General features: G+C 68.6%; 25 protein-coding genes. 16 read left to right on the forward strand and 9 right to left on the reverse strand.

Translation table 11 applies throughout. The features are described from left to right. Positions 1-22 precede the first annotated feature (22 nt). From L324_RS03210 to L324_RS03230, 5 genes are read left to right on the forward strand one after another with little or no spacing between them, the layout of a single operon-like run. Positions 23-772: an enoyl-CoA hydratase family protein gene (locus L324_RS03210; protein WP_037303955.1), complete on the forward strand. Its 750-nt coding sequence runs from the start codon at positions 23-25 to the stop codon at positions 770-772. Next, positions 772-1632, forward strand: a complete 861-nt coding sequence (locus L324_RS03215; protein WP_037303957.1) for a CoA transferase subunit A — start codon at positions 772-774, stop codon at positions 1630-1632. Before L324_RS03210 ends, L324_RS03215 begins: the two co-directional genes overlap by 1 nt. Continuing rightward, positions 1629-2354, forward strand: a complete 726-nt coding sequence (locus L324_RS03220; protein ID WP_037303958.1) for a CoA-transferase subunit beta — start codon at positions 1629-1631, stop codon at positions 2352-2354. The genes L324_RS03215 and L324_RS03220 overlap by 4 nt, the downstream gene beginning before the upstream one ends. Beyond that, the gene (locus L324_RS03225) at positions 2351-3397 is read left to right on the forward strand and encodes an NAD(P)H-dependent flavin oxidoreductase (RefSeq protein ID WP_037303959.1); all 1047 of its coding nucleotides are present in this window, start codon (positions 2351-2353) and stop codon (positions 3395-3397) included. Before L324_RS03220 ends, L324_RS03225 begins: the two co-directional genes overlap by 4 nt. 30 nt (positions 3398-3427) lie before the next feature. Continuing rightward, positions 3428-4219, forward strand: coding sequence for an alpha/beta fold hydrolase (locus tag L324_RS03230; protein WP_037303961.1), 792 nt, complete (start codon positions 3428-3430; stop codon positions 4217-4219). Between the two features lie 83 nt (positions 4220-4302). Here the strand turns inward: L324_RS03230 and L324_RS03235 are convergent, their stop codons facing one another. The 4 genes from L324_RS03235 to L324_RS03250 form a co-directional block, all read right to left on the reverse strand. Continuing rightward, complete coding sequence (locus tag L324_RS03235) at positions 4303-4860, reverse strand: sugar O-acetyltransferase (RefSeq protein ID WP_037303962.1); 558 nt, start codon at positions 4858-4860, stop codon at positions 4303-4305. A 491-nt stretch (positions 4861-5351) separates the two neighbouring features. After that, complete coding sequence (locus L324_RS03240; RefSeq protein WP_037303963.1) at positions 5352-6653, reverse strand: DUF1996 domain-containing protein; 1302 nt, start codon at positions 6651-6653, stop codon at positions 5352-5354. 201 nt (positions 6654-6854) lie between these two features. Beyond that, a complete protein-coding gene (locus L324_RS03245; protein ID WP_037303965.1) occupies positions 6855-7601 on the reverse strand; it encodes an anti-sigma factor family protein in 747 nt (248 codons plus the stop codon). Then, positions 7598-8149, reverse strand: a complete 552-nt coding sequence (locus L324_RS03250; RefSeq protein ID WP_034317190.1) for a sigma-70 family RNA polymerase sigma factor — start codon at positions 8147-8149, stop codon at positions 7598-7600. Before L324_RS03250 ends, L324_RS03245 begins: the two co-directional genes overlap by 4 nt. A 258-nt stretch (positions 8150-8407) precedes the next feature. On the opposite strand from L324_RS03250, the gene L324_RS03255 reads away from it, so the two are divergent. Genes L324_RS03255 through L324_RS03275 form a run of 5 tightly spaced genes read left to right on the forward strand, consistent with a single transcriptional unit; the run spans position 8408 to position 11963 of the window. Beyond that, the gene (locus L324_RS03255) at positions 8408-8968 is read left to right on the forward strand and encodes a hypothetical protein (protein WP_037303966.1); all 561 of its coding nucleotides are present in this window, start codon (positions 8408-8410) and stop codon (positions 8966-8968) included. Continuing rightward, entirely contained in the window at positions 8952-9746 is a 795-nt protein-coding gene (locus L324_RS03260; protein ID WP_037303967.1) for a DUF4142 domain-containing protein, read from the forward strand. The genes L324_RS03255 and L324_RS03260 overlap by 17 nt, the downstream gene beginning before the upstream one ends. Next, entirely contained in the window at positions 9739-10344 is a 606-nt protein-coding gene (locus L324_RS03265) for a ferric reductase-like transmembrane domain-containing protein (RefSeq protein WP_037303968.1), read from the forward strand. Before L324_RS03260 ends, L324_RS03265 begins: the two co-directional genes overlap by 8 nt. A 31-nt stretch (positions 10345-10375) precedes the next feature. Further along, entirely contained in the window at positions 10376-10612 is a 237-nt protein-coding gene (locus L324_RS03270; protein WP_005164337.1) for a ferredoxin, read from the forward strand. Next, a complete protein-coding gene (locus tag L324_RS03275; RefSeq protein ID WP_037303969.1) occupies positions 10605-11963 on the forward strand; it encodes an NAD(P)/FAD-dependent oxidoreductase in 1359 nt (452 codons plus the stop codon). Before L324_RS03270 ends, L324_RS03275 begins: the two co-directional genes overlap by 8 nt. Before the next feature lie 296 nt (positions 11964-12259). On the opposite strand, the gene L324_RS03280 is transcribed toward L324_RS03275, so the two are convergent. Beyond that, positions 12260-12712 carry a winged helix-turn-helix transcriptional regulator gene (locus L324_RS03280; protein ID WP_037303970.1) on the reverse strand — a complete coding sequence of 151 codons (453 nt, stop codon included), beginning with the start codon at positions 12710-12712 and terminating at the stop codon, positions 12260-12262. A gap of 69 nt (positions 12713-12781) precedes the next feature. Between L324_RS03280 and L324_RS03285 the strand changes: the two genes are divergently transcribed. After that, positions 12782-13936 carry an MFS transporter gene (locus L324_RS03285; RefSeq protein ID WP_037303972.1) on the forward strand — a complete coding sequence of 385 codons (1155 nt, stop codon included), beginning with the start codon at positions 12782-12784 and terminating at the stop codon, positions 13934-13936. On the opposite strand, the gene L324_RS03290 is transcribed toward L324_RS03285, so the two are convergent. From L324_RS03290 to L324_RS03305, 4 genes are all read right to left on the reverse strand, one after another. Next, the gene (locus tag L324_RS03290; protein ID WP_037303974.1) at positions 13920-15071 is read right to left on the reverse strand and encodes an acetyl-CoA C-acetyltransferase; all 1152 of its coding nucleotides are present in this window, start codon (positions 15069-15071) and stop codon (positions 13920-13922) included. The two genes, L324_RS03285 and L324_RS03290, sit on opposite strands and share 17 nt — an antisense overlap. Next, the gene (locus L324_RS03295) at positions 15064-15669 is read right to left on the reverse strand and encodes a TetR/AcrR family transcriptional regulator (protein ID WP_037303976.1); all 606 of its coding nucleotides are present in this window, start codon (positions 15667-15669) and stop codon (positions 15064-15066) included. The genes L324_RS03290 and L324_RS03295 overlap by 8 nt, the downstream gene beginning before the upstream one ends. Before the next feature lie 184 nt (positions 15670-15853). After that, positions 15854-16621 carry an SDR family oxidoreductase gene (locus L324_RS03300; RefSeq protein ID WP_037303978.1) on the reverse strand — a complete coding sequence of 256 codons (768 nt, stop codon included), beginning with the start codon at positions 16619-16621 and terminating at the stop codon, positions 15854-15856. Continuing rightward, entirely contained in the window at positions 16618-17736 is a 1119-nt protein-coding gene (locus L324_RS03305; protein ID WP_037303981.1) for an acyl-CoA dehydrogenase family protein, read from the reverse strand. Before L324_RS03305 ends, L324_RS03300 begins: the two co-directional genes overlap by 4 nt. Before the next feature lie 72 nt (positions 17737-17808). Between L324_RS03305 and L324_RS03310 the strand changes: the two genes are divergently transcribed. The 5 genes from L324_RS03310 to L324_RS03330 are packed head-to-tail and all read left to right on the forward strand — an operon-like array spanning position 17809 to position 23162. Beyond that, a complete protein-coding gene (locus tag L324_RS03310; protein WP_037303983.1) occupies positions 17809-19299 on the forward strand; it encodes a FadD3 family acyl-CoA ligase in 1491 nt (496 codons plus the stop codon). Further along, entirely contained in the window at positions 19296-20135 is an 840-nt protein-coding gene (locus L324_RS03315) for an enoyl-CoA hydratase (protein ID WP_037303986.1), read from the forward strand. Before L324_RS03310 ends, L324_RS03315 begins: the two co-directional genes overlap by 4 nt. Further along, positions 20135-21268: an acyl-CoA dehydrogenase family protein gene (locus L324_RS03320; RefSeq protein ID WP_037303988.1), complete on the forward strand. Its 1134-nt coding sequence runs from the start codon at positions 20135-20137 to the stop codon at positions 21266-21268. The genes L324_RS03315 and L324_RS03320 overlap by 1 nt, the downstream gene beginning before the upstream one ends. Next, positions 21265-22194, forward strand: a complete 930-nt coding sequence (locus tag L324_RS03325) for an acyl-CoA dehydrogenase family protein (protein ID WP_037303990.1) — start codon at positions 21265-21267, stop codon at positions 22192-22194. The genes L324_RS03320 and L324_RS03325 overlap by 4 nt, the downstream gene beginning before the upstream one ends. Then, the gene (locus L324_RS03330) at positions 22191-23162 is read left to right on the forward strand and encodes an acyl-CoA dehydrogenase family protein (protein WP_037303992.1); all 972 of its coding nucleotides are present in this window, start codon (positions 22191-22193) and stop codon (positions 23160-23162) included. Before L324_RS03325 ends, L324_RS03330 begins: the two co-directional genes overlap by 4 nt. The last annotated feature ends 14 nt before the right edge of the window (positions 23163-23176 follow it).

The raw sequence follows: 23176 nt of genomic DNA on the forward strand, positions 1-23176 counted from the left end.
TGGTAGCTGCGGAGGGTGCACGATGACCGTTTCCACCCACTCACCGGAGCCCGGTATCGCCGTGGTCACGGTCGACGCGCCCCCGGTGAACGCGCTGAGCGTGAAGGGATGGTTCGCCCTCGCCTCCGCCGTCACCGACGCCGGGCGCGATCCCTCGACGCATGTCGTGGTGCTGCGCGCGGAAGGCCGCGGGTTCAACGCCGGCGTCGACATCAAGGAGATCCAGCGAGATCCGGGGTACGGCGCGCTGATCGGCGCGAACGAGGGCTGCGCGGCGGCGTTCTCCGCCGTCTACGACTGCGCCGTGCCGGTGATCGCCGCGGTGCGGGGCTTCTGTCTCGGCGGCGGGGTCGGCCTCGTCGGCAACGCGGACATCGTGGTCGCCAGTGACGACGCGACCTTCGGGCTTCCCGAAGTCGATCGTGGCGCGCTGGGCGCGGCGACCCATCTCGCGCGGCTGGTCCCCCAGCATCTGATGCGGGCCCTGTACTACACGGCGTCGACGATCACCGCGGCCCAGTTGCACCACCACGGTTCGGTCTACGCGGTGGTGCCGAAGGAAGAACTCGACGAGACCGCGCTCGGCGTGGCGCGGCAGATCGCGGCGAAGGACACGCGTGTGATCCGCGCGGCGAAACAGGCCATCAACGGCATCGACGTCCAGCCCGTGCACCGCAGCTATCGCTTCGAGCAGGGATTCACCTTCGAACTCAACCTGGCGGGCGTCTCCGACGGGGCACGCCAGGAGTTCTTGGACGGCAAGGGGAAGTGATGACCGACAAGCGGATGACGCCGGACGAGATCGCCGCCGAACTCACCGACGGGATGACGATCGGGATCGGCGGCTGGGGTTCCCGGCGCAAGCCCATGGCGCTGGTGCGCGCGATCCTGCGTTCGCCGGTCAAGGACCTCACCGTGGTCTCCTACGGCGGTCCGGACGTGGGGCTGCTGGCGTCGGCGGGCAAGATCAGGCACCTGGTCTTCGGCTTCGTCACGCTGGACACGGTCCCGTACGACCCGTGGTTCTCCCGCGCCAGGGAATCCGGGACGATCACTGTCACCGAGTACGACGAGGGCGTCTTCGGGACCGGTCTTTCCGCCGCGGCACAACGACTTCCGTTCCTGCCGACGCGGGCGGGACTCGGCTCCGCCGTCATGGACCTGAACCCGTCGTTGCGCACGGTCCGCTCTCCGTACGACGACGGCGAGGAACTGCTGGCCGTACCCGCGCTCAAGCTCGACGCGGCCTTGGTCCACCTCAACCGCGCCGACGCCCGGGGCAACGCGCAGTACCTCGGCCCGGATCCCTATTTCGACGAACTGTTCGCGCTGGCCGCCGAAAAGTGTTACGTGTCAACAGAAAAGATCGTGGAGACCGCCGAACTCACCGAAGCGGGGCCGGTACAGAGCCTGCTGCTGAGCCGGATGCTCGTCACCGGGGTCGCCGAGACGCCGAACGGCGCGCATTTCACCACCGCCGTCCCGGACTACGGACGGGACGAACGATTCCAGCGCCACTACGCCGAGGCGGCCAAGGATCTCGACGCCTGGCCGGGATTCGTCGACAGGTTCCTGTCCGGAGACGAAGCGCGCTATCAGAAGGCCGTCGCAGAATTCGGGGAGTCCGCATGAGTGACATCACCCGCGCCGAGGTCGCCGTCGTGGCCTGCGCCGAGTTGTTCCGCGGTGACGGTGAGATCGTGGTGAGCCCCATGGGTTTCATCCCGTCGCTGGGCGCCCGGCTCGCGAGACTGACCTTCGAACCGGACCTCCTGCTGTCCGACGGTGAGGCGTACCTGATGACGCCCGAAGCCGTCGTCGAAGGGTGGCAGCCGTTCCGCAAGGTCCTCGACACCGTGGTGCCGAGCGGAAAACGCCATGTGGTGATGGGCGCCAACCAGATCGACCGCGAAGGCAACCAGAACATCTCGGCGATCGGCGAGCACGCGCGGCCGAAGAAACAGCTCCTCGGCGTCCGCGGCGGACCGGGCAACACCGCCAACCACCGCACCAGCTACTGGGTGCCGCGGCACAGCAAGCGTGTCTTCGTCGACCAGGTCGACGTCGTGTCCGGCGTCGGTCACGCCAGGGCGCGCGAGGCCGGGTTGCGGCATCACGACGTCCACCGCGTCGTCACCAACCTCGGTGTCCTGGACTTCGGCGGCGAGGACCACGCGCCGCGGCTGCTTTCCGTGCACCCGGGTGTTTCCGTGGACGAGGTCGTCGCGGCGACCTCGTTCCCGCTGGTCACCGACGACGTCGTGGAATCCCGGCTGCCGACCGAAACCGAACTGCTGCTGATCCGGACCAGCCTGGATCCGAAGTCGTCGCGGGACAAGGAAGTGCCGTCGTGAAGACCGCGCTGACCGAACTGGCCGGGATCCGGCATCCGATCGTGCAGACCGGGATGGGCTGGGTCGCCGGACCGCGGCTGGTCTCCGCGACGGCGGAAGCGGGCGGTCTGGGCATCCTCGCCTCCGCGACGATGACCTACGACGAACTGGCGGCGGCGATCAAGGAGGTCAAGAGCCGCACGTCCCGGCCGTTCGGCGTCAACCTCCGCGCGGACGCCGAAGACGCCGCGCGCCGGGTCGAACTGCTCATCACCGAGGAAGTCCGGGTCGCGTCCTTCGCGCTGGCGCCGAAGAAGGACATGATCACGCGGCTGAAGGACAACGGCGTCCTCGTCGTCCCGTCGGTCGGCGCGGCACGGCACGCGGAGAAGGTCGCGGGCTGGGGCGCGGACGCCGTCATCGTCCAGGGCGGCGAAGGTGGCGGGCACACCGGCGGGGTGGCGACGACCCTGCTGCTGCCCTCGGTACTGGACGCCGTCGACATCCCGGTGGTCGCCGCGGGCGGGTTCTTCGACGGCCGGGGCCTGGCCGCCGCGCTCGCGTACGGGGCCGCCGGGGTCGCCATGGGCACCCGGTTCCTCCTGACGAGGGAAAGCACCGTCCCCGACGAGATCAAGCAGGCGTACCTCGCCCGCGACCTCAACGGCACCGTCGTCACCCGCAAGGTGGACGGGATGCCGCACCGCGTCCTCCGGACGGAACTGGTCGACGCGCTCGAGTCCGCCGGTCCGGTGAGCGGCCTGGCCAGAGCCGTCCGCAACGCCGCGAAGTTCCGGAAGCTGAGCGGGCTCTCGTGGCGCTCGCTGGCCACCGAAGGACTGCGGATGAAACGCGGCGGTGACCGGACGTGGTCGCAGGTGCTGATGGCCGCCAACACGCCGATGCTGCTGCGCGCGGGACTGGTCGAGGGCGACCGGAGCGCCGGGGTGCTGGCGTCCGGGCAGGTCGTCGGCCTGCTCGGCGACCTGCCCGGGGTCGGCGAGCTGATCGAGACCATGGTGGCCGACGCCACCGGCATCCTGCGGCGGCTGGCCTCCGGGTGAGGGGCGAGCACGCTGTGCTTGACTTCGACCATGATCTCGGAGAGTCGTTGTCCGGTCGAGGACGGTGAGCTGTACGTCCGCAGCACCGGCGAAGGGCCGCTTCTGCTCCTGATCGCCGGTGGGCTGGGCTCGGCGGACACCTTCCGGGCGATGACGAAGCTGCTCGCCGACGACTACACGGTCGTCACCTACGACCGGCGCGGTCACTTCCGCAGCTCCGACACCAGCACCGGCCCGGTGAGTGTGCCGAAGCAGGCCGACGACGCCTACGCCGTCCTCCAGCATGTCGGGGGCGGGCCCGCCAACGTGTTCGGGACCAGCGCGGGCGCGCTCATCGGTCTCGACCTCGTCGCGCGGCATCCCGGCGCGGTGAGCGTGCTGGTCGCCCACGAACCCCCCGCCGTCCAGCTGCTCCCGGACGCGCTCGGCTGGCTCGACGAGGCCAACGCCCAGGTCCGGCTCGCGCAGGCGGGCGACCTGATGGGGGCGTTCAAACGGTTCACCGACGGGATCGCCGGCGCCGCGCTGCCCGAACTGCGCGCGATCCGGCTGCCGAACGAGGAGGACTGGAAGCGGCTGTTCGGCCGCGAGCTGGCCGAGATCCTCGACTACCTTCCCGACCTGCGGGCGCTGCGGAAGGCCAGTACCGAGATCTTCCCGGTCGCCGGCGTCGGCAGCCGAGGGCATTACCACTACCAGCCCGCGAAGATCCTCGCGCTGGAACTGGGGCTGCCCTTCACCGAGATGCCCGGGGCCCATCTGGCGCCGCAGCGGAATCCGGCGCAGTTCACCGAGGCGCTGCGGGACCTCCTCGAAGCCTGACCACGCCCGTGCCTGGGCCTCGTGAGTGGTAATGACGGTTAGAACCGTCATTACCACTCACGAGGCCCAGGCACGGGTGAGTCTCACAATTCCCGGATGACCCGCGCCGGGTTGCCCGCGGCGAACACCTTCGACGGCAGATCGCGGGTGACGACGCTGCCCGCGCCCACCACGGTGTCGTCCCCGATGGTGACCCCGGCGCAGACGATGACGCCGCCGCCGAACCAGACGTTGTCCCCGATGGTGATCGGGGCGGCCGATTCCCAGCGGGCTCGCCGCAGTTCGTGGTCCTCCATGGGATGCAGCGCGGTCAGCAGCTGACAGCGCGGGCCGATCGAGCAGTCCGAGCCGATCTTGATCGGGGCGCAGTCGAGCAGGATGGCGTCGTAGTTGAGGAAGCTGTTGGCGCCGATCTCGATCAGATAGCCGTAGTCGCACTGGAACCGCGGCATGATCCAGGAACCCTCACCGAGTTTTCCCAGCAGCTCACGAAGAATCGTGTCCCGCTCACCGGTCTCCTCGGCGCCCGTACCGTTGAACCGGTCGACAAGTGCCTGCGCACGCCTGCGGTCCGCGACCAGTTCAGGGTCGTTGTCGCGGTACAACTCACCGCGCAGCATGCGGTCTTTCTGATCACCCATGCCGTCAACCTACCGAAAAACCCTGCCGGCGGGCCTCCTCGGGAGGCCGCCGGCAGGGCGGGTGAACGCTTGCGGAGCGTTTTTCAGTTGTGTCGATCGTTTCCGAGTAGGGCCGGCCCGGCGGGTGGGTGAGGTGTAGGGGGGACCCGCCGGGCCGGAGTATCTTCCTCCTGTTCGCCGGTTCTCGCTTCCGTTGAACCGCCCCGGCCGTCGGAGTGAACCGGGGACGACTACGACCCGATCATTTCGGGGAATCTCTCCTGGAGTTGTGAACTTCGTGCGTTGTTCCGAGTTGAACGATAAACCCGATCGGCCGCGATTGTCACCTGTTTCAGTGAAGAAAACTCGCGTGACCCCGATCACTTCACACGAAAACGAGGAGACTTTCCCTTGGCGTGCAACAGCATCACCGCGCAAACAGGTACACTATGGACAGTGTCCGGCACGCCGAGGGAAGTCTCCTCAGATGTTCGGAAAGAATCTTCAGCGCGCTATTCGCGGCACTTGCGACCCTCGTTGACGCAATCGACCAGACGATCCATGATCTGATCCGACATCACGTTCGCGAAATCGTCGTGATCGGAGAAGGGGTTGTGATCCTCTTCGGGGAACGAGTCCACTTTGTACTGTCCGGCGACCTGGATCTCCCTGGGGATCTTGTAGGTCAGCGAGATCGTCAGCTCGGGAACGGCGGTCAGGCCGTTCGCGCATTCGCCGTTCTCGTTCGGATACTTGATGTGGTCACGGTGGTTCTCGCTGTCGATGTTGTTGCCGTCGAGACAGCTCGGGAAGGTGTGCACCCGCTTGACGTCACTGCCCTCGGGACAGATCGGGTACTGCTTGATGACCCTGTCCTCGAAACCGGTGCAGGTCCAGCTTTCCCGCGCGTTGGCGGGGCCGTTCGCGGTGACCTTCGCGTCACCGTAAAGGATCCGGAGGAACTTCGGCATCTCCTTCACCTTCTCCTGGGCGTTGCCCTTGAAGGTGATGTCGACGACGGCGGGACGCTGGATCTCACCGTCGTTGCCGGCAAGTTCGTTGTCCGCGTTCGGCTCTTCCAGCTGGGCCTGGCCCTGCTCGTTGTCGTCCTGGTTCTGGTTCTGGTTGTTGTTCTGCTGATCGTTGTTCTGCTGGTCCTGCTGGTCCTGCTGGTCCTGCTGATTGTTCCGGTCCTGCTGCCGATTCCGGTCACCGTCACGGTTCTGGTCACGGTCACCCTGAGGCTGCTGCCCGCCGCCACCGGAGTCGCGGTCGCCCTGCCGCTGCTGATCGCGACCACCCTGCTGCTGATTCTGCTGATTCTGATTCTGCTGGTTCTGGCCGTCCTGGTTCTGCTCACCCTCCTCTTCGGTGTCGATCCGCACCACCGGCCAGAAGTACGCCGACTCGTCACCGTTCGCACAGGTGGTACCGGCGCCCAGCAGGCTGTTGTTGTTCGAATCCGCGTTCGTGGAAAGGTTTCCCACGTAGTCGTGCAGATGCTGGGCACCGTTGCGGATACCCGGCTGCGCGATGAAGTTGTCGGGATTGAAATGCCCGTTCTCGTTCTTGCCGCAGTCGACGGTGAACGAGCCCGTTGACGCGTTCCGTCCCGGCTCCGGCTTGTCGACGTTCGGCCGCACCTTGGTGATGTCCACGAACTGCGACTTGTCCACCTCGTCCGCGGAGGCGCTGCCGGGGTCGCCGGTCGTGGTGGAGACCACCAGTCCGCCGACCGCGATCGACAGGCCCAGCACCGCGGTCGCGATCTTGGTCCTGCGGGCGATACGATGGCGCCCTTGATTTCGTGCCATTGACTTGCTCACCTCATTCGTTTCCGGGCACGGAAAACACTCGCGCCCAGTCATGAGCCACGCATTTGTCGAATACGTCGATTACCGAATTCGCGGCGAACCTTCTGTTCGCCCGCCGAGGGAGATCCGGCTACTGAGAGATACGGTTCCACGAGGAGGCCGGTTCAAAACGCGACCGCGCCGTTATCTTTCCGTTATAAACTATCGGCGCACGATGGCCAGGACGGTGCCGTCCTGCTTGTGCACCTCGAAGCGCTCGATGTCGGCCTTCTGCAACGCCGTCGAGCCGGTGACGACGAGGGGGTCCGGGGAACCGGGGACGCCGTATCCCTTGGACGGCACACTCCAGTTGTTGACCACATAGGCCTCTCCGCCGTGGGAGTAGGCGAAGAGCTGGCAGGTCATCGGCCCGGTGAGACCGCGCAGTTCGAGTTCGACCGCGCTGCCCCACTCCTTCTCCTGGACCGTGACCTCGGCGGCGACCGCGTTGCCCGCCTCGGACCAGCCGAACGGGGCGGCGCCGCCGTCCGGGCCGGTCGACCTCGGCGGCGACGAGGACGGCACCGAGGTGACGACGGTGGGCGCGGCCTGCGTGATGCCGGGTTCACGGTCGGTGAGCGAAAGCACGGTGAGCGGCCCGCCGACGACGAGCACGAGCACGGCGGCGGCCGTCGCGAGCCGGATGACCTTGCGACGGCGGCCCGCCTTGGCCGCGTCGGCGAGCAGCATCCGCAGCACTCGCGGCCCCGGCCCCTTCACGGGCGGGTCCGGCCAGCTCTTCTTGACCATGTCCAGGATGTCGGGCAGGTGGTACATCTCCACCAGCTCGACCTGGCACTCGGGGCACTCCAGCAGATGCGCCTCGAACCTGGCGTGATCCTCCTCGCCGAGGACGCCCAGCACGTAGGCGGCGATATCCGTGTGCGGCACTCCGGACACCTCGCTCACCCCCGCTCCTGCAGCGCCCTGCGCAACGCGCGCACGGCATGGTGGATCCGCGATTTCACCGTACCCGGCGGGACCCCCAGCGTCGCCGCGACCTCGTTCACGGTGCGGTCACGCAGGTAGGTCTGCTGAACGGCTTCTCGTTGTTCCGGAGAAAGATTGCGCAGGGCCTCATAAACGATCATGGCCGCGAGCGTCTTCTCCGACTCGTCCGGCACGCCGATCGAATCCGACTCCAGTTCCTCCACCTCTTGAGGGCGGGCACTCCGGCTCCGCCAGCCGTCGATGACAATGCGCCTGGCCACGGTGAAAAGCCACGCGCGCAGCATTTCGGGCTGCCGGTCGAGCTTGCCGGCGTTGCGCCACGCCTTGATGAGCGTCTCCTGGACCACGTCCTCGGCCCACTGGCGATCGTGGCCGGTCAGCTTCAGCACGAACGCCATCAGGCTCGATCCGAACTCCTGGTACAACGCCCTGATGAGGTCGTCATGCCCGTTCGAAGCGGGTTCATGATCGACTATTGGCTGCAGTATCCGAGAGTGGCGTCCCACGCGGCACATCTTTGTGTGCCCAGGGGCGATAAGTCCAGTACCAAAACCGATCCGCCCCGGTTCTCGCACGCGGGAAAGTTTTTTGAACCGTTCCCGACTCGTGACCGTATCCCCTACCGAAGACCCCCGACCCGGCGCTGTCCCCCGCACCGCCGAATCCACCGTGGACCACGACTGTCCACAGTGGAGTTAAACGCGCCTGCACACCATCACCCCGCGGCGATGGCGTTCTCCTCTGGCCCCGACAGGAGGATTTCCGTGAACCCCGTGTCACGCTCGGTCATACCTCTGACCCTCACGTTAGCCGCGATCGCGTTGACCGCGGCCTGCACCACCGGTACCGCGGGACCGAACGGCTCTCCGGGCGCGGCCCCCGCCGCCGGCGCGGCGGAAATCCCCGGAATGCCCGATCCCTCGGCCGAACCGGCCCCCGGCGTGACGGCGGCGAATCTGTTCGATCTCGGACCGATGGTCACCGACACCAATGGCTTCACGCTTTACCGCTACGACAAGGACACGGTCAATCCGCCGAAGTCGAATTGCACCGAAACCTGCGCACGGACCTGGATTCCCGCCAAGGCCGACGGGAACCTCGTGGTGACCGGGATCGATCGCGCCCTGGTCGGCACCGTGACCAGGGACGACGGCACCGAGCAGGTCACGCTCGCCGGCTGGCCGCTCTACCGCAACGCGAAGGACGCGATGCCCGGCGACACCGGCGGGCAGGGCGTCGACGACGCGTGGTTCCCGGTCAAGCCCGACGGCACGAAAGTGCTGCTCACCGCGGACACCTGGCAGGCCGATGACCTCGGCATCTGACCTCCCCGGTGAAACCACCGGTCCGGTCCTCTCCCGGTTCTCCCGCCTGCTGCTCGTCCTGCTGACGATGGCCGCGGTGACGCTGCTCGGCCCGGTCGACGACGCGCACGCCCAGGAACTTTCCGCCGCGGACAAGAACCTGATCGTCAACGTCAAACTGGCCGGGTTGTGGGAAATGCCCGCCGGGATGTGGGCGCAGGAACGCGGGAAGAGCCAGCGGACCCGCGAAGTCGGCCGGAAACTGATGATCGACCACGGCAGGCTCGACACCGCGACGCACGCCATCGCCGACCGGTTCGGCGTCGCCCTGCCGCGCGAACCTTCGGATCAGCAGTCGGCCTGGCTCGGCGAGATGAAGGCGGCCCGCGACGACAGCGAATTCGACCGGATCTTCGCCAACCGCCTCCGGTACGCGCATGGTGTGCTCTTCCCCATCATCGCGCAGGTCAGGGCCGGCACCCGCAACGACGTCATGCGCGACTACGCCACCACGGCCAACCAGGCGGTGCTGCGGCATATGACCCTGCTGGAGAGCACCGGCGTCGTCGACCATTCGCTGCTGCCGGAAGCCCCGGTCCCGCAGTCGAACACGGCCAACGCAGCGATGGACGTCGGTTTCGGCGACTTCGCCCTCGGCCTGCTGCTCGCGGTGGTGCTCGGCGGCGGGTTGTTCTTCGCCATCCGGACCCTGCGCAGCAAGAACACCCGGACCCGCAAACGCGCGGCCGCAGCCGAACCAGAACTGGTTCCCAGTGCCCCAGGAGAGATCAATGTTTGACCAGTGGTCCGAGGTGGTGATCGTCCTGACCCAGAAAACCGACACCGACCCCGGCATCAAGGGCATGGCGCAGACCTCCGCCCGGATCTCGTACGGCTTCATGTGCCTCACCCTGTGCTGGGGCGTGTTCACCGCGACCGGCTGGATCAAATCGCTGACCGGGCGCAAGGCACTGCGCAATTCCCATATGGTGCTCGGCATCCTGACGCTGTCGTTCGGTGTCGTGCACGCGATGTCGTTCCTGTTCCTGCCCGACGGTTTCACCCTGGCGCAGGTCACGATCCCGCTCCTGCCGGGCACGCTGGCGCGGCACGAACTCGGCGTCGTCGGCCTCGAGGTCATGATCGCCATCGCCCTGACCGGCGGGATCAGCCGGTTCAGCTCCTATCGGCGCTTTCTGTGGATCCACCGGCTCGCCTACCCGGCGGTCGCGATCACGGCGCTGCATTCGTTCTTCGGCGCCATGGCCAACGGCCATCTCGGCCTGCTGTGGTTCGGCGGGATCACGCTGCTGGTCCCCGCGGTGCTGCTGACCGCGCTGCGGTTCACGCCCACCCGGTACCTCGAACGGCTGGGCCTGGTCGAGGAACTGGTCTGACGAGCCGCGAAACGACTTGGAGAAACGAAAAATGATCTTCGGAAGCGTACGGCGCGGCACCCGCGTCAGCGTCGACAACGAGCGGTGCGAGATCTTCGGCTTCTGCGAGATGGAGGCGCCCGCCACCTTCAAGATCGGGCCGGACGGCAAACTCCGCATCCGCCGGATGGTCGACCGCGATGGTCTGGACCAGGCCATCTCCGCCGCCCGGCTCTGCCCGAAACAAGCCATCAGAGTCAAGGGAGAAGGGGCGTACGACGATGAGTGACGGAGATCGGATCGTCATCGTCGGAGCAGGCGTCGCCGGGCTCCGGTCCGCGGAACGCCTGCGAGAACTCGGTTTCGACGGTGAGATCGTCCTGGTCGGCGACGAGCCCCGGAAGCCGTATCACCGGCCGATGGTGTCGAAGGAACTCATCACCGGCGGGGTGAAGCCGGTGGCCGCGAGCCTGGAGCCCTATCTCGACCTGGACGTCCACTGGCGACTCGGCACGCGCGCGACCTGGCTCGACACCAAGGAACGCACGGTGCATCTGCCGGGCGGGGAATCCCTGTGGTACGACGGCCTGATCGTCGCCACCGGTGTCTACCCCCGGCATCTTCCCGGCTCGCCGCGGCACGACCCCCGGGTACGGGTCCTGCGGACGGTGGAGGATTCACTCGCCGTCCGGCGTGCCTTGGGGAACAGCAACAAATCCGTCGTGGTGATCGGCAGCGGGCTGATCGGGAACGAGTTCGCCGCGTCGATGCGGTACATGGGCCGCGATGTCACCCTGATCGGCCACGCGAAGGCGCCGTTGCACCGCTTCGGGGAGCGGATCTCGGCGGCGCTGACGAAGGAACACCAGCACCATCGGGCCAAGCTGGCGATGAACACCGAGGTGCGGAACTGGATCAGCACCAAGGAGACGGTCGGGCTGCACCTGACCAACAACCAGTTCCTGGTGGCCAGCTGCGTGGTGCTCTCGATCGGCAGCGTGCCGGCCGTCGACTGGATGCGCGGCTCGGGGCTGACCATCGACGACGGTGTCCTGTGCGAGTCGACCCTGTACGCCGTCGGGGCGGAGGACGTCGTGGTCGCCGGGGACGTCGCGAAGTGGCCGAACCTGCGGATCGACGAGACGCCGCGCCGGGTCGAGCACTGGATGAACGGTGTCGAATCCGGGCGCGCGGCCGCGGAGAGCCTGATGCTCGGCCGGGCCAACGCACGGCCGTACACCCCGCTCCCCCGTGCCTGGTCGTCGCTGTACGACGCGCGACTGCAGACCGTGGGGATGCCGTCGCTCGGCAAGGACACGATCGAACTTTCCGACGGGGTCACCGGTTTCGTCCGCGACGGCAGGCTCATCGGCGCGGCGGGCTGGGACCGGCCGAAGGCGATGATCCACTGGACCGCCGAACTCGACCGGCGGCTGCCGGTGCCCGAGCCGGTGTTCCCCGCGCCCGCTCCTGTTCCCGCCGAGCCGTCGTTCGCCGCCGCCGTCGCTTCGGGCGGGGACGGGACGCCGATCGGGGAGGACATCCTGGCCCCGTTCGAGCGGGACTTCCTGTCCGACACCCCGACCGCGGCCGTACCCGCACAGGAGGAGATGCCCTGGGCTCGCGTTCCCGCCGGGTGACCCGGGTTCGCGACGAGGACCGGGGCCGCGCGCGGCGGCCGCGGTCCCACTAGGTGGCGGTGGGTCGCTGGGCCTCCGCGCCCACCGCCACCCTTGGGGACGCCGGGAGTAGCGGGACCGACGGTGATTCGGGCACCGCCGGCCCCCCGTTCTCCGGGTTTCCCGCGGCAGACGGGGCCCTTCCGGGCTTGACTCACCCGGAAGGGCCCCTCTGGTCTCGTGAGCGGTGATGCCATGAGAGAAAACTGTTCACGATGTCTTGAAACAGGACAGACGGTTCTAACCGTCATTACCACTCACGAGTCTTTTGCTTTCAGGACCACCGTGTCCTCCGGGCCGACGACGCGTCCGTCCGAGGCGTGGACTTCGAGCGCTCGCAGCGGACGACGGCCGTCACGGTCCACCAGCTCCGACCGCGGCTCCCCCGTGGTGAAGAAATGCGCCTCGCCCCACTGTCGCAACGCGACGATCACCGGGAACAGGTCGCGCCCCTTGGCCGTCAGGACGTATTCGCTGTACGTGCTCCCGTCCGAAGCCGGGACCACGTCGAGTACGCCGTGTCCCACCAGCGCGCGCAGCCTGGCGGACAGGATGTTCTTCGCGACGCCCAGGCTGCGCTGGAACTCGCCGAAGCGGCGGACGCCGTCGAGGGCGTCGCGCACGATCAGGAGCGACCACCAGTCGCCGATCGTGTCGACCGAACGCGCCACCGGGCACGAAGCGTCGTCGAACGTCGTCCGTTTCACCATGGTTGCATCTTACAACCGGCATGCTCTACCGTCCGAGTGGTAGCAAGTTGAAACCACCATGGAGGGTCTGTGCGCCGCGGAGTCGTCCTGCTGTTCGCCGTGGCCGCCGGTACGGCCGTCGCCACGATCTACTTCGCCCAGCCGTTACTGGTCACCATGGGCACCGATCTCGGGATCGCCGCCTCGACCGTGGGCGCCATCGTCACGCTCACGCAGCTCGGCTACGGCCTGGGCCTGTTTTTCCTGGTCCCGCTCGGTGACCTGCTCGACCGGCGGCGGCTCGTCACCGGGCTGCTGACGCTGCTGGCCCTCGCCGAACTGGTCGCCGCGACCGCCGCGAACGGCGGGGTACTGCTCGCCGGGATGGCGGCGATCGGTGTGCTCGCGGTGGTCACGCAGCTCCTCGTCGCGTTCGCCGCGTCGCTGGCCTCCCCCGCCGGACGCGGGCGCGTGGTCGGCCTCGTGACCACCGGTGTCGTCCTCGGGATCCTGCTCGCGCGCACGGTGTCGGGCACGCTGGCCGACATCGCCGGCTGGCGCGCGGTGTACCTCGCCTCCGCGGGGGTGACGGTGCTGATCGCGGTCGTGCTGTACCGCGTGCTGCCCGCGTCGCCTTCCGCCGGAGGGGGCATGAACTACGGGCGGTTGCTGCGTTCCACCCTGTCCCTCTTCGCCGAGGAACGGGTCTTCCGGGTACGCGGGACGCTCGCCCTGCTGATCTTCGCCGCGTTCGGCACCCTGTGGAGTTCGGTCGCCTTGCCGCTCAGCGAGGACGGCCTCTCGCACACCGCCATCGGCGCGTTCGGGCTGGCCGGGGCGGCGGGCGCGCTGGCGGCGGCGCCCGCCGGACGGCTCGCGGACCGCGGCCGGGCGCGGTGGACGACCGGGATGGCGCTGGGCCTGCTCCTGCTTTCCTGGCTACCGCTGGGTTTCACGCGCGCGTCACTGTGGGCCCTGGTCGCGGGTGCCATCCTGCTCGACCTCGCCGTCCAGGCCGTGCACGTCACGAGCCAGACCCTGATCTACCCGCTCCGCCCGGACGCGGGCAGCAGACTGATCGGCGGGTACATGATCTTCTACTCGGTCGGCAGCGGCGTGGGAGCCATCGGTTCGACGGCCGTCTACGCCGTCGCTGGCTGGACCGGTGTTTGCCTGCTGGGCGCGGGTTTCAGCGCCCTGGCGCTCGCCGTATGGGGCGGGCTGGAGCTCAGAGCCGCTCGATGATCGTCACGTTCGCCGTGCCGCCGCCTTCGCACATCGTCTGCAGCCCGTATCGCCCGCCGCGTCGTTCGAGTTCGTGCAGCAGGGTCGCGAACAGTTTCGTCCCGGTCGCCCCGATGGGATGCCCGAGGGCGATCCCGCCACCGTTGACGTTGACGCGCTCCGGATCGGCACCCGTCTCCTCGATCCACGCCAGGACGACGCTCGCGAACGCTTCGTTGACCTCGAACAGGTCGATGTCGTCGATGCTCAGCCCGGTCTTCCGCAGGGCGTGCGCGGTCGCCGGGATGGGCCCGGTCAGCATCCACACCGGATCGGCCGCCCGCACCGAAAGATGGTGGATCCGCGCGCGCGGCGCGAGGCCGTGTTCCTCGACGAACTTCTCCGACGCGATGAGCGTCGCGCTGGCACCGTCCGAGATCTGGCTGGCCACGGCCGCGGTGATGCGCGAGCCCTCGCTCAGCGGTTTCAGCCCGGCCATCCGCTCCGGACTGGTGTCGCGCCTGGGCCCCTCGTCCAGGCCGGCACCGGCGAACGGCGTGATCTCGGCGGCGAACCGGCCTTCGTCGATGGCCGCGATCGCCCGCTGATGACTGCGGAAGGCGTACTCCTCCATCGCCTCGCGGGTCAGATCCCAGTGCTCCGCGATCATGTCGGCACTGCGGAACTGCGAGACCTCGACGCTGCCGTAGCGCTCCTGCCAGCCCTTCGAGCCGGAGAACGGGTCTTCGAAGCCGTACTCGCGCCCGGCCAGCATCGCCGCGCTGATCGGGATGGCGCTCATGTTCTGCACGCCGCCCGCGAGGACGAGATCCATCGTCCCCGACAGCACCGCCTGTGCGGCGAAATGCACGGCCTGCTGGCTCGAACCGCACTGCCGGTCGATCGTCACGCCCGGCACGTGGTGCCCGAAACCCGTCGCGAGCCATGCCGTCCGCGCGATGTTCCCGGACTGCGGCCCGAGTGTGTCGCAACAGCCGAGGATGACGTCGTCGACCAGGTCGGCCTCGACCCCCGCCCGCTCGACGACGGCCTGGATGACGTGGGCGCCGAGATCGGCGGGATGGACGGCACTGAGCGATCCCCCGCGTTTGCCGACCGGGGTCCGGACCGCGTCCAGCACATATGCCTCAGCCACGGCGTCTCCTTGTCTTCGTCGCGATGCCGTCCAGCAGGATCCCGAGGTACTGCTGCGCGACGTCGTCCGCGCTCAGCGTGCCGCCGGGGTTGTACCAGCGCACCGCCACCCAGACGGTGTCGCGGATGAACCGGTAGGTGAGTTCGACGTCGAGGTCCTCGCGGAACACGCCGACCGCGATCCCGTCGGTGAGGATCCCGTTCCACAGTTTGCGGAATTCGGTGTTGCGGTCGTTGAGGTAGCCGAACCGCGGCAACTGCATCAGGTGCTTCGCCTCGGATTGGTAGATCGCCACCTCGGCGGGCCGCCGGTGAATGGATTCGAACGAGGCCACGACGACGGCCTCGAGGGTTTCCCTCGGGCCTTTCCCTTCCGCGACGATCTCGGCGTAGGCGCCGAAGAGTTCGTCGAGGAAACCGGTGAGGATCTCGTCGGCCATCGACTCCTTCGAGTCGAAATGGTGGTAGAGGCTGCCCGAAAGGATTCCGGCCGCGTCCGCGATGTCCCGCACGGTGGTCGAGACATAACCGCGCTCGGCGAACAGCTTCGCCGCCAGGGCGAGCAGTTCGGCGCGGCGGGACCCTGGACTGGCTTTCATTACTACCTCATTGTCTGGTGGTGAACTCGCGGCCGCGATCGACGTCGGCAGGGCGCCGGCCGGTAAGTCACGTCACGTCCGGACGAAAGGCGCCCTGCCACCGCGATCGCGGGGCCTCCGGCCGGGGCGAGTTCACGCGTACGGTCATTTTCACCAGGTTAACCCTCTGCTCCGCCAACAGGTCTCACGCATGCTGGGAACTCACGGACACGACCTCGCCGGTGAGGTACGACGAGTACTCACTGGCGAGGAACACCATCACATTCGCCACTTCCCAGGGTTCCGCCGCCCTCCCCGACACCTCGCGCGCGGTGAGTTCGGTGAGCAGTTCCTCGCTGGTCACCTTGGCGAGGAACGGATGCATCGCGAGGCTCGGCGCGACGGCGTTGACGCGGATGCCGTGTCCGGCGACGTCGACGGCCGCGCACCGGGTGAGGGCCATGACGCCCGCTTTCGCCGCCGCGTAGTGCGCCTGCCCGGCCTGCGCGCGCCAGCCGATCACCGAAGCGTTGTTGACGATCACCCCGCCGCCGCCCTGGGCGATGAACCGGTTCACGGCGGCCCGCGTCGCGCGGAAGGTGCCGTTGAGGGTCACGTCGATGACCCGGGCCCACTCGTCGTCGGTCATGTCCACTATGGACTTGGTGCCGCCGAGCCCGGCGTTGTTGATCAGGACGTCGATCCGGCCGTAGCGCTCGGCGGCGCCGTCGAAGAGCGCCTGGATCTGCTCCTCCTGCGTGACATCACACGCGATCGCGTGGACGTCGCCGAGTTCGGCGGCCTTTTCCGCGAGCCGCCGTTCGTGCCAGTCGCTGATCACGACCCGGGCGCCTTCCTCCAGCGCGCGTTTCGCCACCGCGGAACCGATCCCGGTCCCGGCCGCCGCCGTCACCACGACCACCTTGTCCCGCAGGAGGTTCGCCCCCTCGGGGTACTTCGGCACCGGGATCACGGTCGCACCTCCCTTGGCAGGCCGAGCACGCGCTCGGCGATGACGTTGCGCTGGATTTCGTTGGAGCCGCCGTAGATCGTGTCGGCACGGGTGAAGAGGAAGAGGCGCTGCCAGGCGTCGAGGCCGTCTTCGGCGAGCATGCCCCGGGCACCGCGGACGAGCATCGCGAGTTCCCCCAGATCCCGGTGCCAGTTCGCCCAGACCAGTTTGGACACTTCGGCGACGCCGGGCGACGAGTCGCCGAGGGTGCGGATCGCGTGCGCCCGCATGACCTCCAGGCCGACCCAGGCGCGGTCGATCCGTTCGGCGATCACCGGGTCGTCGGGGGCGATCCTGGTGAGTTCTTCGAGTTCCCGGCGGAAGCCGACCTGCTGCCCGAGCGTCGCGACGCCGCGTTCGAAGGCGAGCGTGCCCATCGCCACGCGCCAGCCGTCGCCCGGTTCCCCGACGACGAGATCCTCGGCGGTGCGGGCGCCGTCGAAGAAGACCTCGTTGAACTCCGACGTCCCGGTGAGCTGCCGGATCGGACGGACCTCGACCCCGGGCTGCCGCATCGGGACGAGCAAATAGGACAGTCCTTTGTGGCGTTTCGAGCCGGATTCGGTGCGGGCGAGGACGAAACACCAGTCCGCCACATGCGCGAGCGACGTCCACACCTTCTGGCCGCGCACCACCCACTCGCCGCCTTCGAGGGTCGCCGTGGTCGACACGGCGGCGAGGTCGGAGCCGGCGCCGGGTTCGGAATAGCCCTGGCACCACAGTTCCTCGACGGCCACGATCGGGGGCAGGAAACGCCTCCGCTGTTCCGGCGTGCCGAACGCGATCAGGGTGGGGCCGAGGAGTTCCTGGGCCAGATGACTCACTCTCGCCGGCGCGTCCGCTCGCGCGTACTCCTCGTGGAAGACGACCTGCTGTTCGAGGGTCGCACCTTGCCCACCGTGCTCGACCGGCCAGCCGACGCAGGTCCAACCCGCCTTCGCGAGCCGCCGCTCCCATTCCACGCGTTCGTCGAAGGCCTCGTGCTCCCGGCCGGGACCGCCCAGGCCACGCAGTTCCGGCGGCAGGTTCTCCGCCAGCCAGGTGCGCACGCGGTCACGGAAACCGTCCTGAGCCACGCCTGCCTCCTCTAGCCAAACCAGGGCCTGCTGCGTAGGCTACCCTACCAAGCACTTGCTAGGGAGACTTCAATGGCCGAAGGAACCATCCCGGCGGCGCTCGACACGGCCGCGGAGCGTTTCGCCGGGCGGGAAGCGCTGGTGGACGGCGAAGTCCGGCTCACCTATGGCGAACTCGCGCGCCGGGTGCGGCAGGCGGCGCGGTTCTTCGAGGGCCACGAACGGATCGCGCTCTGCTCCCCCAACACCTGGCACTGGGTCGTCGCGGGGCTCGGCGCGCTGTACGCCGGTGCGACACTGATCCCGGTCAACACCCGCTTCACGGCCCGCGAGACCGTCGACATCCTCGAACGCGCGCGGGTGTCCGCGCTGGCGATCACCGGCACGTTCCTCGGCACGGACCGGCTGGCGGACCTCGGCGCCGCCCGCCCCGGCACCGTGCTGCGCATCCCGGTCGAAGGCACCGAGGACCCGGTCGACGGCGTCACGGAATGGGACGCGCTGGCCGGATACGACGACACTTTCACCAGTCCCGCCAAGGCGGACGACGTCAGCGACATCCTCTTCACCTCCGGGACCACCGGCCGCAGCAAGGGCGCGATGAGCACTCACCGCCAGGCGATGGGCGTCGCCGAGGCATGGGCCGAGTGCGGTGGCCTGACCGGAGAAGACCGGTATCTCGTGATCAACCCGTTCTTCCACAGCTTCGGGTACAAGGCGGGCATCCTCGCCGCGGTCTCGCGGGGCGCGGCCATCCTGCCGCAGCGCACCTTCGACGTCCGGGAAACCCTGCGGCTCATCGAAACCGAACGCGTCACCGTGCTGCCCGGCGCGCCCACGATCTACCAGGTGCTGCTGGACGCGCCCGAACGCGCGGACCATGATCTGTCCAGTCTCCGCCTCGCCGTCACCGGCGCCGCCCCGGTGCCGGTCCCGCTCGTCGAGCGGATGCGGGCGGAACTGGGTTTCGACGCCGTGCTCACCGCCTACGGGCTGACGGAAGCCGTCGTCGCGACCATGTCCCGCCCCGAGGACGACGCGGAAATCGTGTCGAACTACTCCGGCCGTGCGACGGCGGGGTTCGAGGTGAAGCTCGGCGAACACGACGAGGTCCTGCTGCGCGGGCCGAACGTGATGCTCGGGTATCTCGACGATCCGGAGGCCACCGCCAAGGCCGTCGATCCGGAGGGCTGGTTGCACACCGGTGACGTCGGCGTGCTGAACGAAGACGGCTACCTGAAGATCGTGGACCGGATCAAGGACATGTACGTCTGCGGCGGTTTCAACGTCTACCCGGCCGAGGTCGAGCAGGTGATCAGCCGACTGGACGGGGCCGCCGAGGTGGCCGTCGTCGGGGTTCCCGACGAACGGCTCGGCGAGGTCGGCAAGGCGTTCGTCCGGCCGCGTCCCGGTGCCGAACTGTCCACAGAGGACGTCCTTTCGTACTGCGAGGGCGAATTGGCCAACTACAAACGTCCTCGCTTTGTCGACTTCGTGGCGGAGATCCCGCGGAATCCCTCGGGGAAAGTACTGAAACGCGTGTTGCGGGAGGAGAACGGATGACCGTCGAGTACGAGCGGCGCGGGCCGGTGGCCGTCGTCACGATGAACCGGCCGGAGTACCGGAACGCGCAGAACTCGGCGATGACCTACGCGCTCGACGCGGCGTTCGCCCGCGCCGTCGACGATCCCGAGGTCAAGGTGATCGTGCTGGCCGGGGCGGGCAAGCATTTCTCCGCCGGGCACGACATCGGGACGCCGGAGCGCGACGTGGACGTCTCCTTCGACCGCAAGGCGGTCCTGTGGTGGGACCACGTCGGCGCCGAGGGCGGTGACCAGCGGTTCGCCCGGGAGTCGGAGGTCTATCTCGGCATGTGCCGCCGGTGGCGGGAGATCCCGAAGCCGACCATCGCGAGTGTGCAGGGCGCGTGCATCGCGGGCGCGCTGATGCTGGCGTGGGTCTGCGACATGATCGTCGCCTCCGACGACGCCTTCTTCGCCGATCCCGTGGTGCGCATGGGGATTCCCGGAGTCGAGTACTTCGCGCACCCCTGGGTCCTCGGTCCGCGTGCGGCCAAGGAGGTGCTGTTCACCGGTGAGCGCTTCACGGCACAGCAGGCCAAGGAATGGGGCATGCTGAACCGCGTCGTGCCGCGTGCCGATCTCGAAACCGAGACGATGGCGCTGGCGGAGAAGATCGCCGTGATGCCGCGGATGGGGCTCGCGCTCGCCAAGAAGGCGGTCAACCAGGCCGAAGACCTGATGGGGCTCCGGTCCGGAATGGACTCCGTGTTCGGGCTGCACCACTTCGCGCACGCGCACAACGCCGAGGTGTCCGGGGGTGACTCCTTGGGTGGGCAGGACGCGCGCTCGATGCGGGACGCGAACAGGACCTCGTGATGGATCTCGATCTCGACGAGCGCACGCTCGCCTTCCGCGACGAAGCCCGCGCCTGGCTCACCGCCCACGTTCCCGCCGAGCCGCTGAAGTCGTTCGACACGGCCGAGGGATTCGCACAGCACCGGGACTGGGAGGCGAAACTGGCCGATGCCCGGTGGTCGGTGGTCTCGTGGCCGCGCGAACTCGGCGGACGGGACGCGAGTCTCCTCGAATGGGTGCTGTTCGAGGAGGAGTACTACGCGGCGGGCGCGCCGCTGCGGGTCAACCAGAACGGTATCTTCATGCTGGCGCCCACCCTCTTCTCCCACGGCACGGAAGAGCAGCGACGACGGATCCTGCCGAAAATGGCGCGCTCGGCGGAGGTCTGGGCTCAGGCGTGGTCGGAACCCGAGGCGGGCAGCGACATCGCCGCGCTCCGGAGCACCGCGACCCGCTGCGACGGCGGCTGGCGAGTCAGCGGGCAGAAGACGTGGAGTTCACGGGCGACGTTCGCCGACCGGGCCTTCGGCCTGTTCCGCAGTGATCCCGATTCGGTGCGGCACAAGGGTCTCACCTATCTGATGGTGGATCTGCGGGCCGAGGGTGTCACCGTCCGGCCGATCCCCCAGCTGGACGGCGAACCGGGGTTCGCGGAGATCTTCCTCGACGACGTCTTCGTGCCCGACGAAGACGTGATCGGCGCTCCGGGCGAGGGCTGGCGGGTCGCCATGACGACGGCGAACAACGAACGCGGCCTGTCCCTGCGCAGTCCCGGCCGGTTCCTCGCCGCGGCCGATCGGCTGGTCTCGCTGTGGCACGAGAATGGACGTCCCGCGCACACCGCCGACCGGGTCGCCGACGCCTGGATCGGCGCGCGGGCCTATCACCTGTACACGTTCGGCACGGTCACCCGGCTCTCCGAAGGCGCCGCACTCGGGCCGGAATCGAGTGTCAACAAGCTCTTCTGGTCGCATCTCGACGTCGCCCTGCACGAAACCGCGCTCGACATCCTCGGCCCCGACGCCGAACTCCGCGGCCGGTGGAGCGAGGGCTGGCTGTTCTCCCTGGCAGGCCCGATCTACGGCGGGACCGACCAGATCCAGCGGTCCATCGTCGCCGAACGGCTGCTCGGCCTGCCGAAGGGGGCCCGATGAGATTCGCGCTCTCCGGTGAGCAGGAACAGTTTTCCCGCAGCCTGCACGATCTCCTGTCCGGTTTGGACACCGACACGGCCAACCGGTCCTGGGCGGCCGGTGATCCGGGGCCGGGGCTCAAGATCTGGCGACGACTGGCGGAACTCGGCGTGACCGCGCTGGCCGTCCCGGAACGGTACGACGGGCTCGGCGCCACCCCGGTCGATCTGGCCGTGGGCTTCGAACGGCTGGGGTACCACTGCGTTCCCGGTCCGTGGACCGATACCGTGGCCGTGCTGCCGTCCTTGCTGGACGACGAACTGCTGACCTCGGTCGCGTCCGGGGAGACCCTGGCGTCGGTGGCCTTCGCGCTGCATGTGCCCTACGCCTTGGATTCCGACGTCGCCGACGCGCGTATCGCGGTCGAGAACGGCAGGCTGCGCACCTTCACTCCCGGCGCACTTTTGTCCTCTGTAGACGGATCGCGGCGCTTGTTCCCGCCAGTCGCGGGCGACGACCTCGGCACGGCGCTCGACGCGGATCGCGCGTTCGAACTGGGCTGCCTGGCCACGGCCGCGCACCTCCTCGGCGCGGGGCGGTGGCTGCTCGACACGTCCGTCGCGTATGCCGCGCAACGCAAGCAGTACGGGCAGGAGATCGGCGGGTATCAGGCGGTCAAGCATCTGCTCGCCGATGTGGCGACCGCGCTCACGCTGGCCGAGCCGCTGCTGTTCGGCGCGGCCGTCACCCTGGACCACCGCGACGTCTCCGCCGCCAAGGTGGCCTGCGGCGACGCGGCGCACCTCGCCGCCCGCACCGGGCTGCAGGTGCACGGCGCGATCGGGTACACCGCCGAGCACGCGCTCGGTCTGCGGCTGACCCGGGTCCGCGCGCTGACCGGCGCCTGGGGCACGCCACGATTCCATCGGGAGCGGGTGCTGTCATGACGTTCACCGCCGAGCAGGAGGCGCTGCGGGACAGCGTCCGGAAGCTGCTGGAACGGGAAGCGGATCCCTGGCCGGAACTGTGCGAACAGATCGGCGTGGCAGCGCTGGCCGTTCCCGAACGCTTCGGCGGGCTCGGGGCCGGGACGGCGGAGCTGCAAGTGGTGGCCGAGGAAGTGGGCCGGGTCCTCGCCGACGTCCCGTTCCTTGGTTCGGCCGTGCTCGCCGTGCACGCGGTGCTGGCCACCGGGGACGACGAGACCTGCGCACGCCTGCTCCCCCTGCTCGCCGAAGGAGCCGTCGGCGCGGTGGCCTGGGCCGACGCCGACGGCCGGTGGGGTGCTCCAGCCTGCGGGGCCTCCGGATCCACTGTGGACGGTGAGGCGCATTATGTGCTCAATGGCGACGAAGCCGAGATCCTGCTGGTCGTGGCCGGCGATTCGCTGTACGAAGTCTCGGACTTCCGTGCCGTGCGGACCCCGGCGATGGACGAGACCCGGCGGCTGGCCCGCGTGACCTTCGACCACGCCCCCGCCCGGCTGCTCGGCCCGGTCGATCTCGCCGCGCTGCGGGACGTCGCGTGCGCCGTCCTCGCCGCCGAGCAGGCCGGAGCGGCGGCGCGGGCGTTGGAGCTGACGGTGGAGTACAGCAAGCAGCGCCATCAGTTCGGCAGGCCGATCGGCGGGTTCCAGGCGCTGAAGCATCGGATGGCGGACCTCCACGTCCTGGTGGAGACCGCGCGTTCGGCGGCCTACGCGGCGCCGGAGTCGAGCAGGCTGGCGGCGGTGGCGAAGGTGTATTGCTCGGAAGCGCTGGCGACGGTGGCGGGCGAGATGATCCAGCTGCACGGCGGGATCGCGATCACCTGGGAGCATCCGGCGCACCGCTATTTCAAGCGGGCACACGGCGCGGCACAGCTGTTCGGCGCGCCTGGCGAGCACCTCGGGCGGGTACGACCGGCGGTCTCGTGAGTGGCAAAGAGGGT

The sequence above is a fragment of the Amycolatopsis orientalis DSM 40040 = KCTC 9412 genome, assembly GCF_000478275.1.
GTDB lineage: Bacteria > Actinomycetota > Actinomycetes > Mycobacteriales > Pseudonocardiaceae > Amycolatopsis > Amycolatopsis orientalis.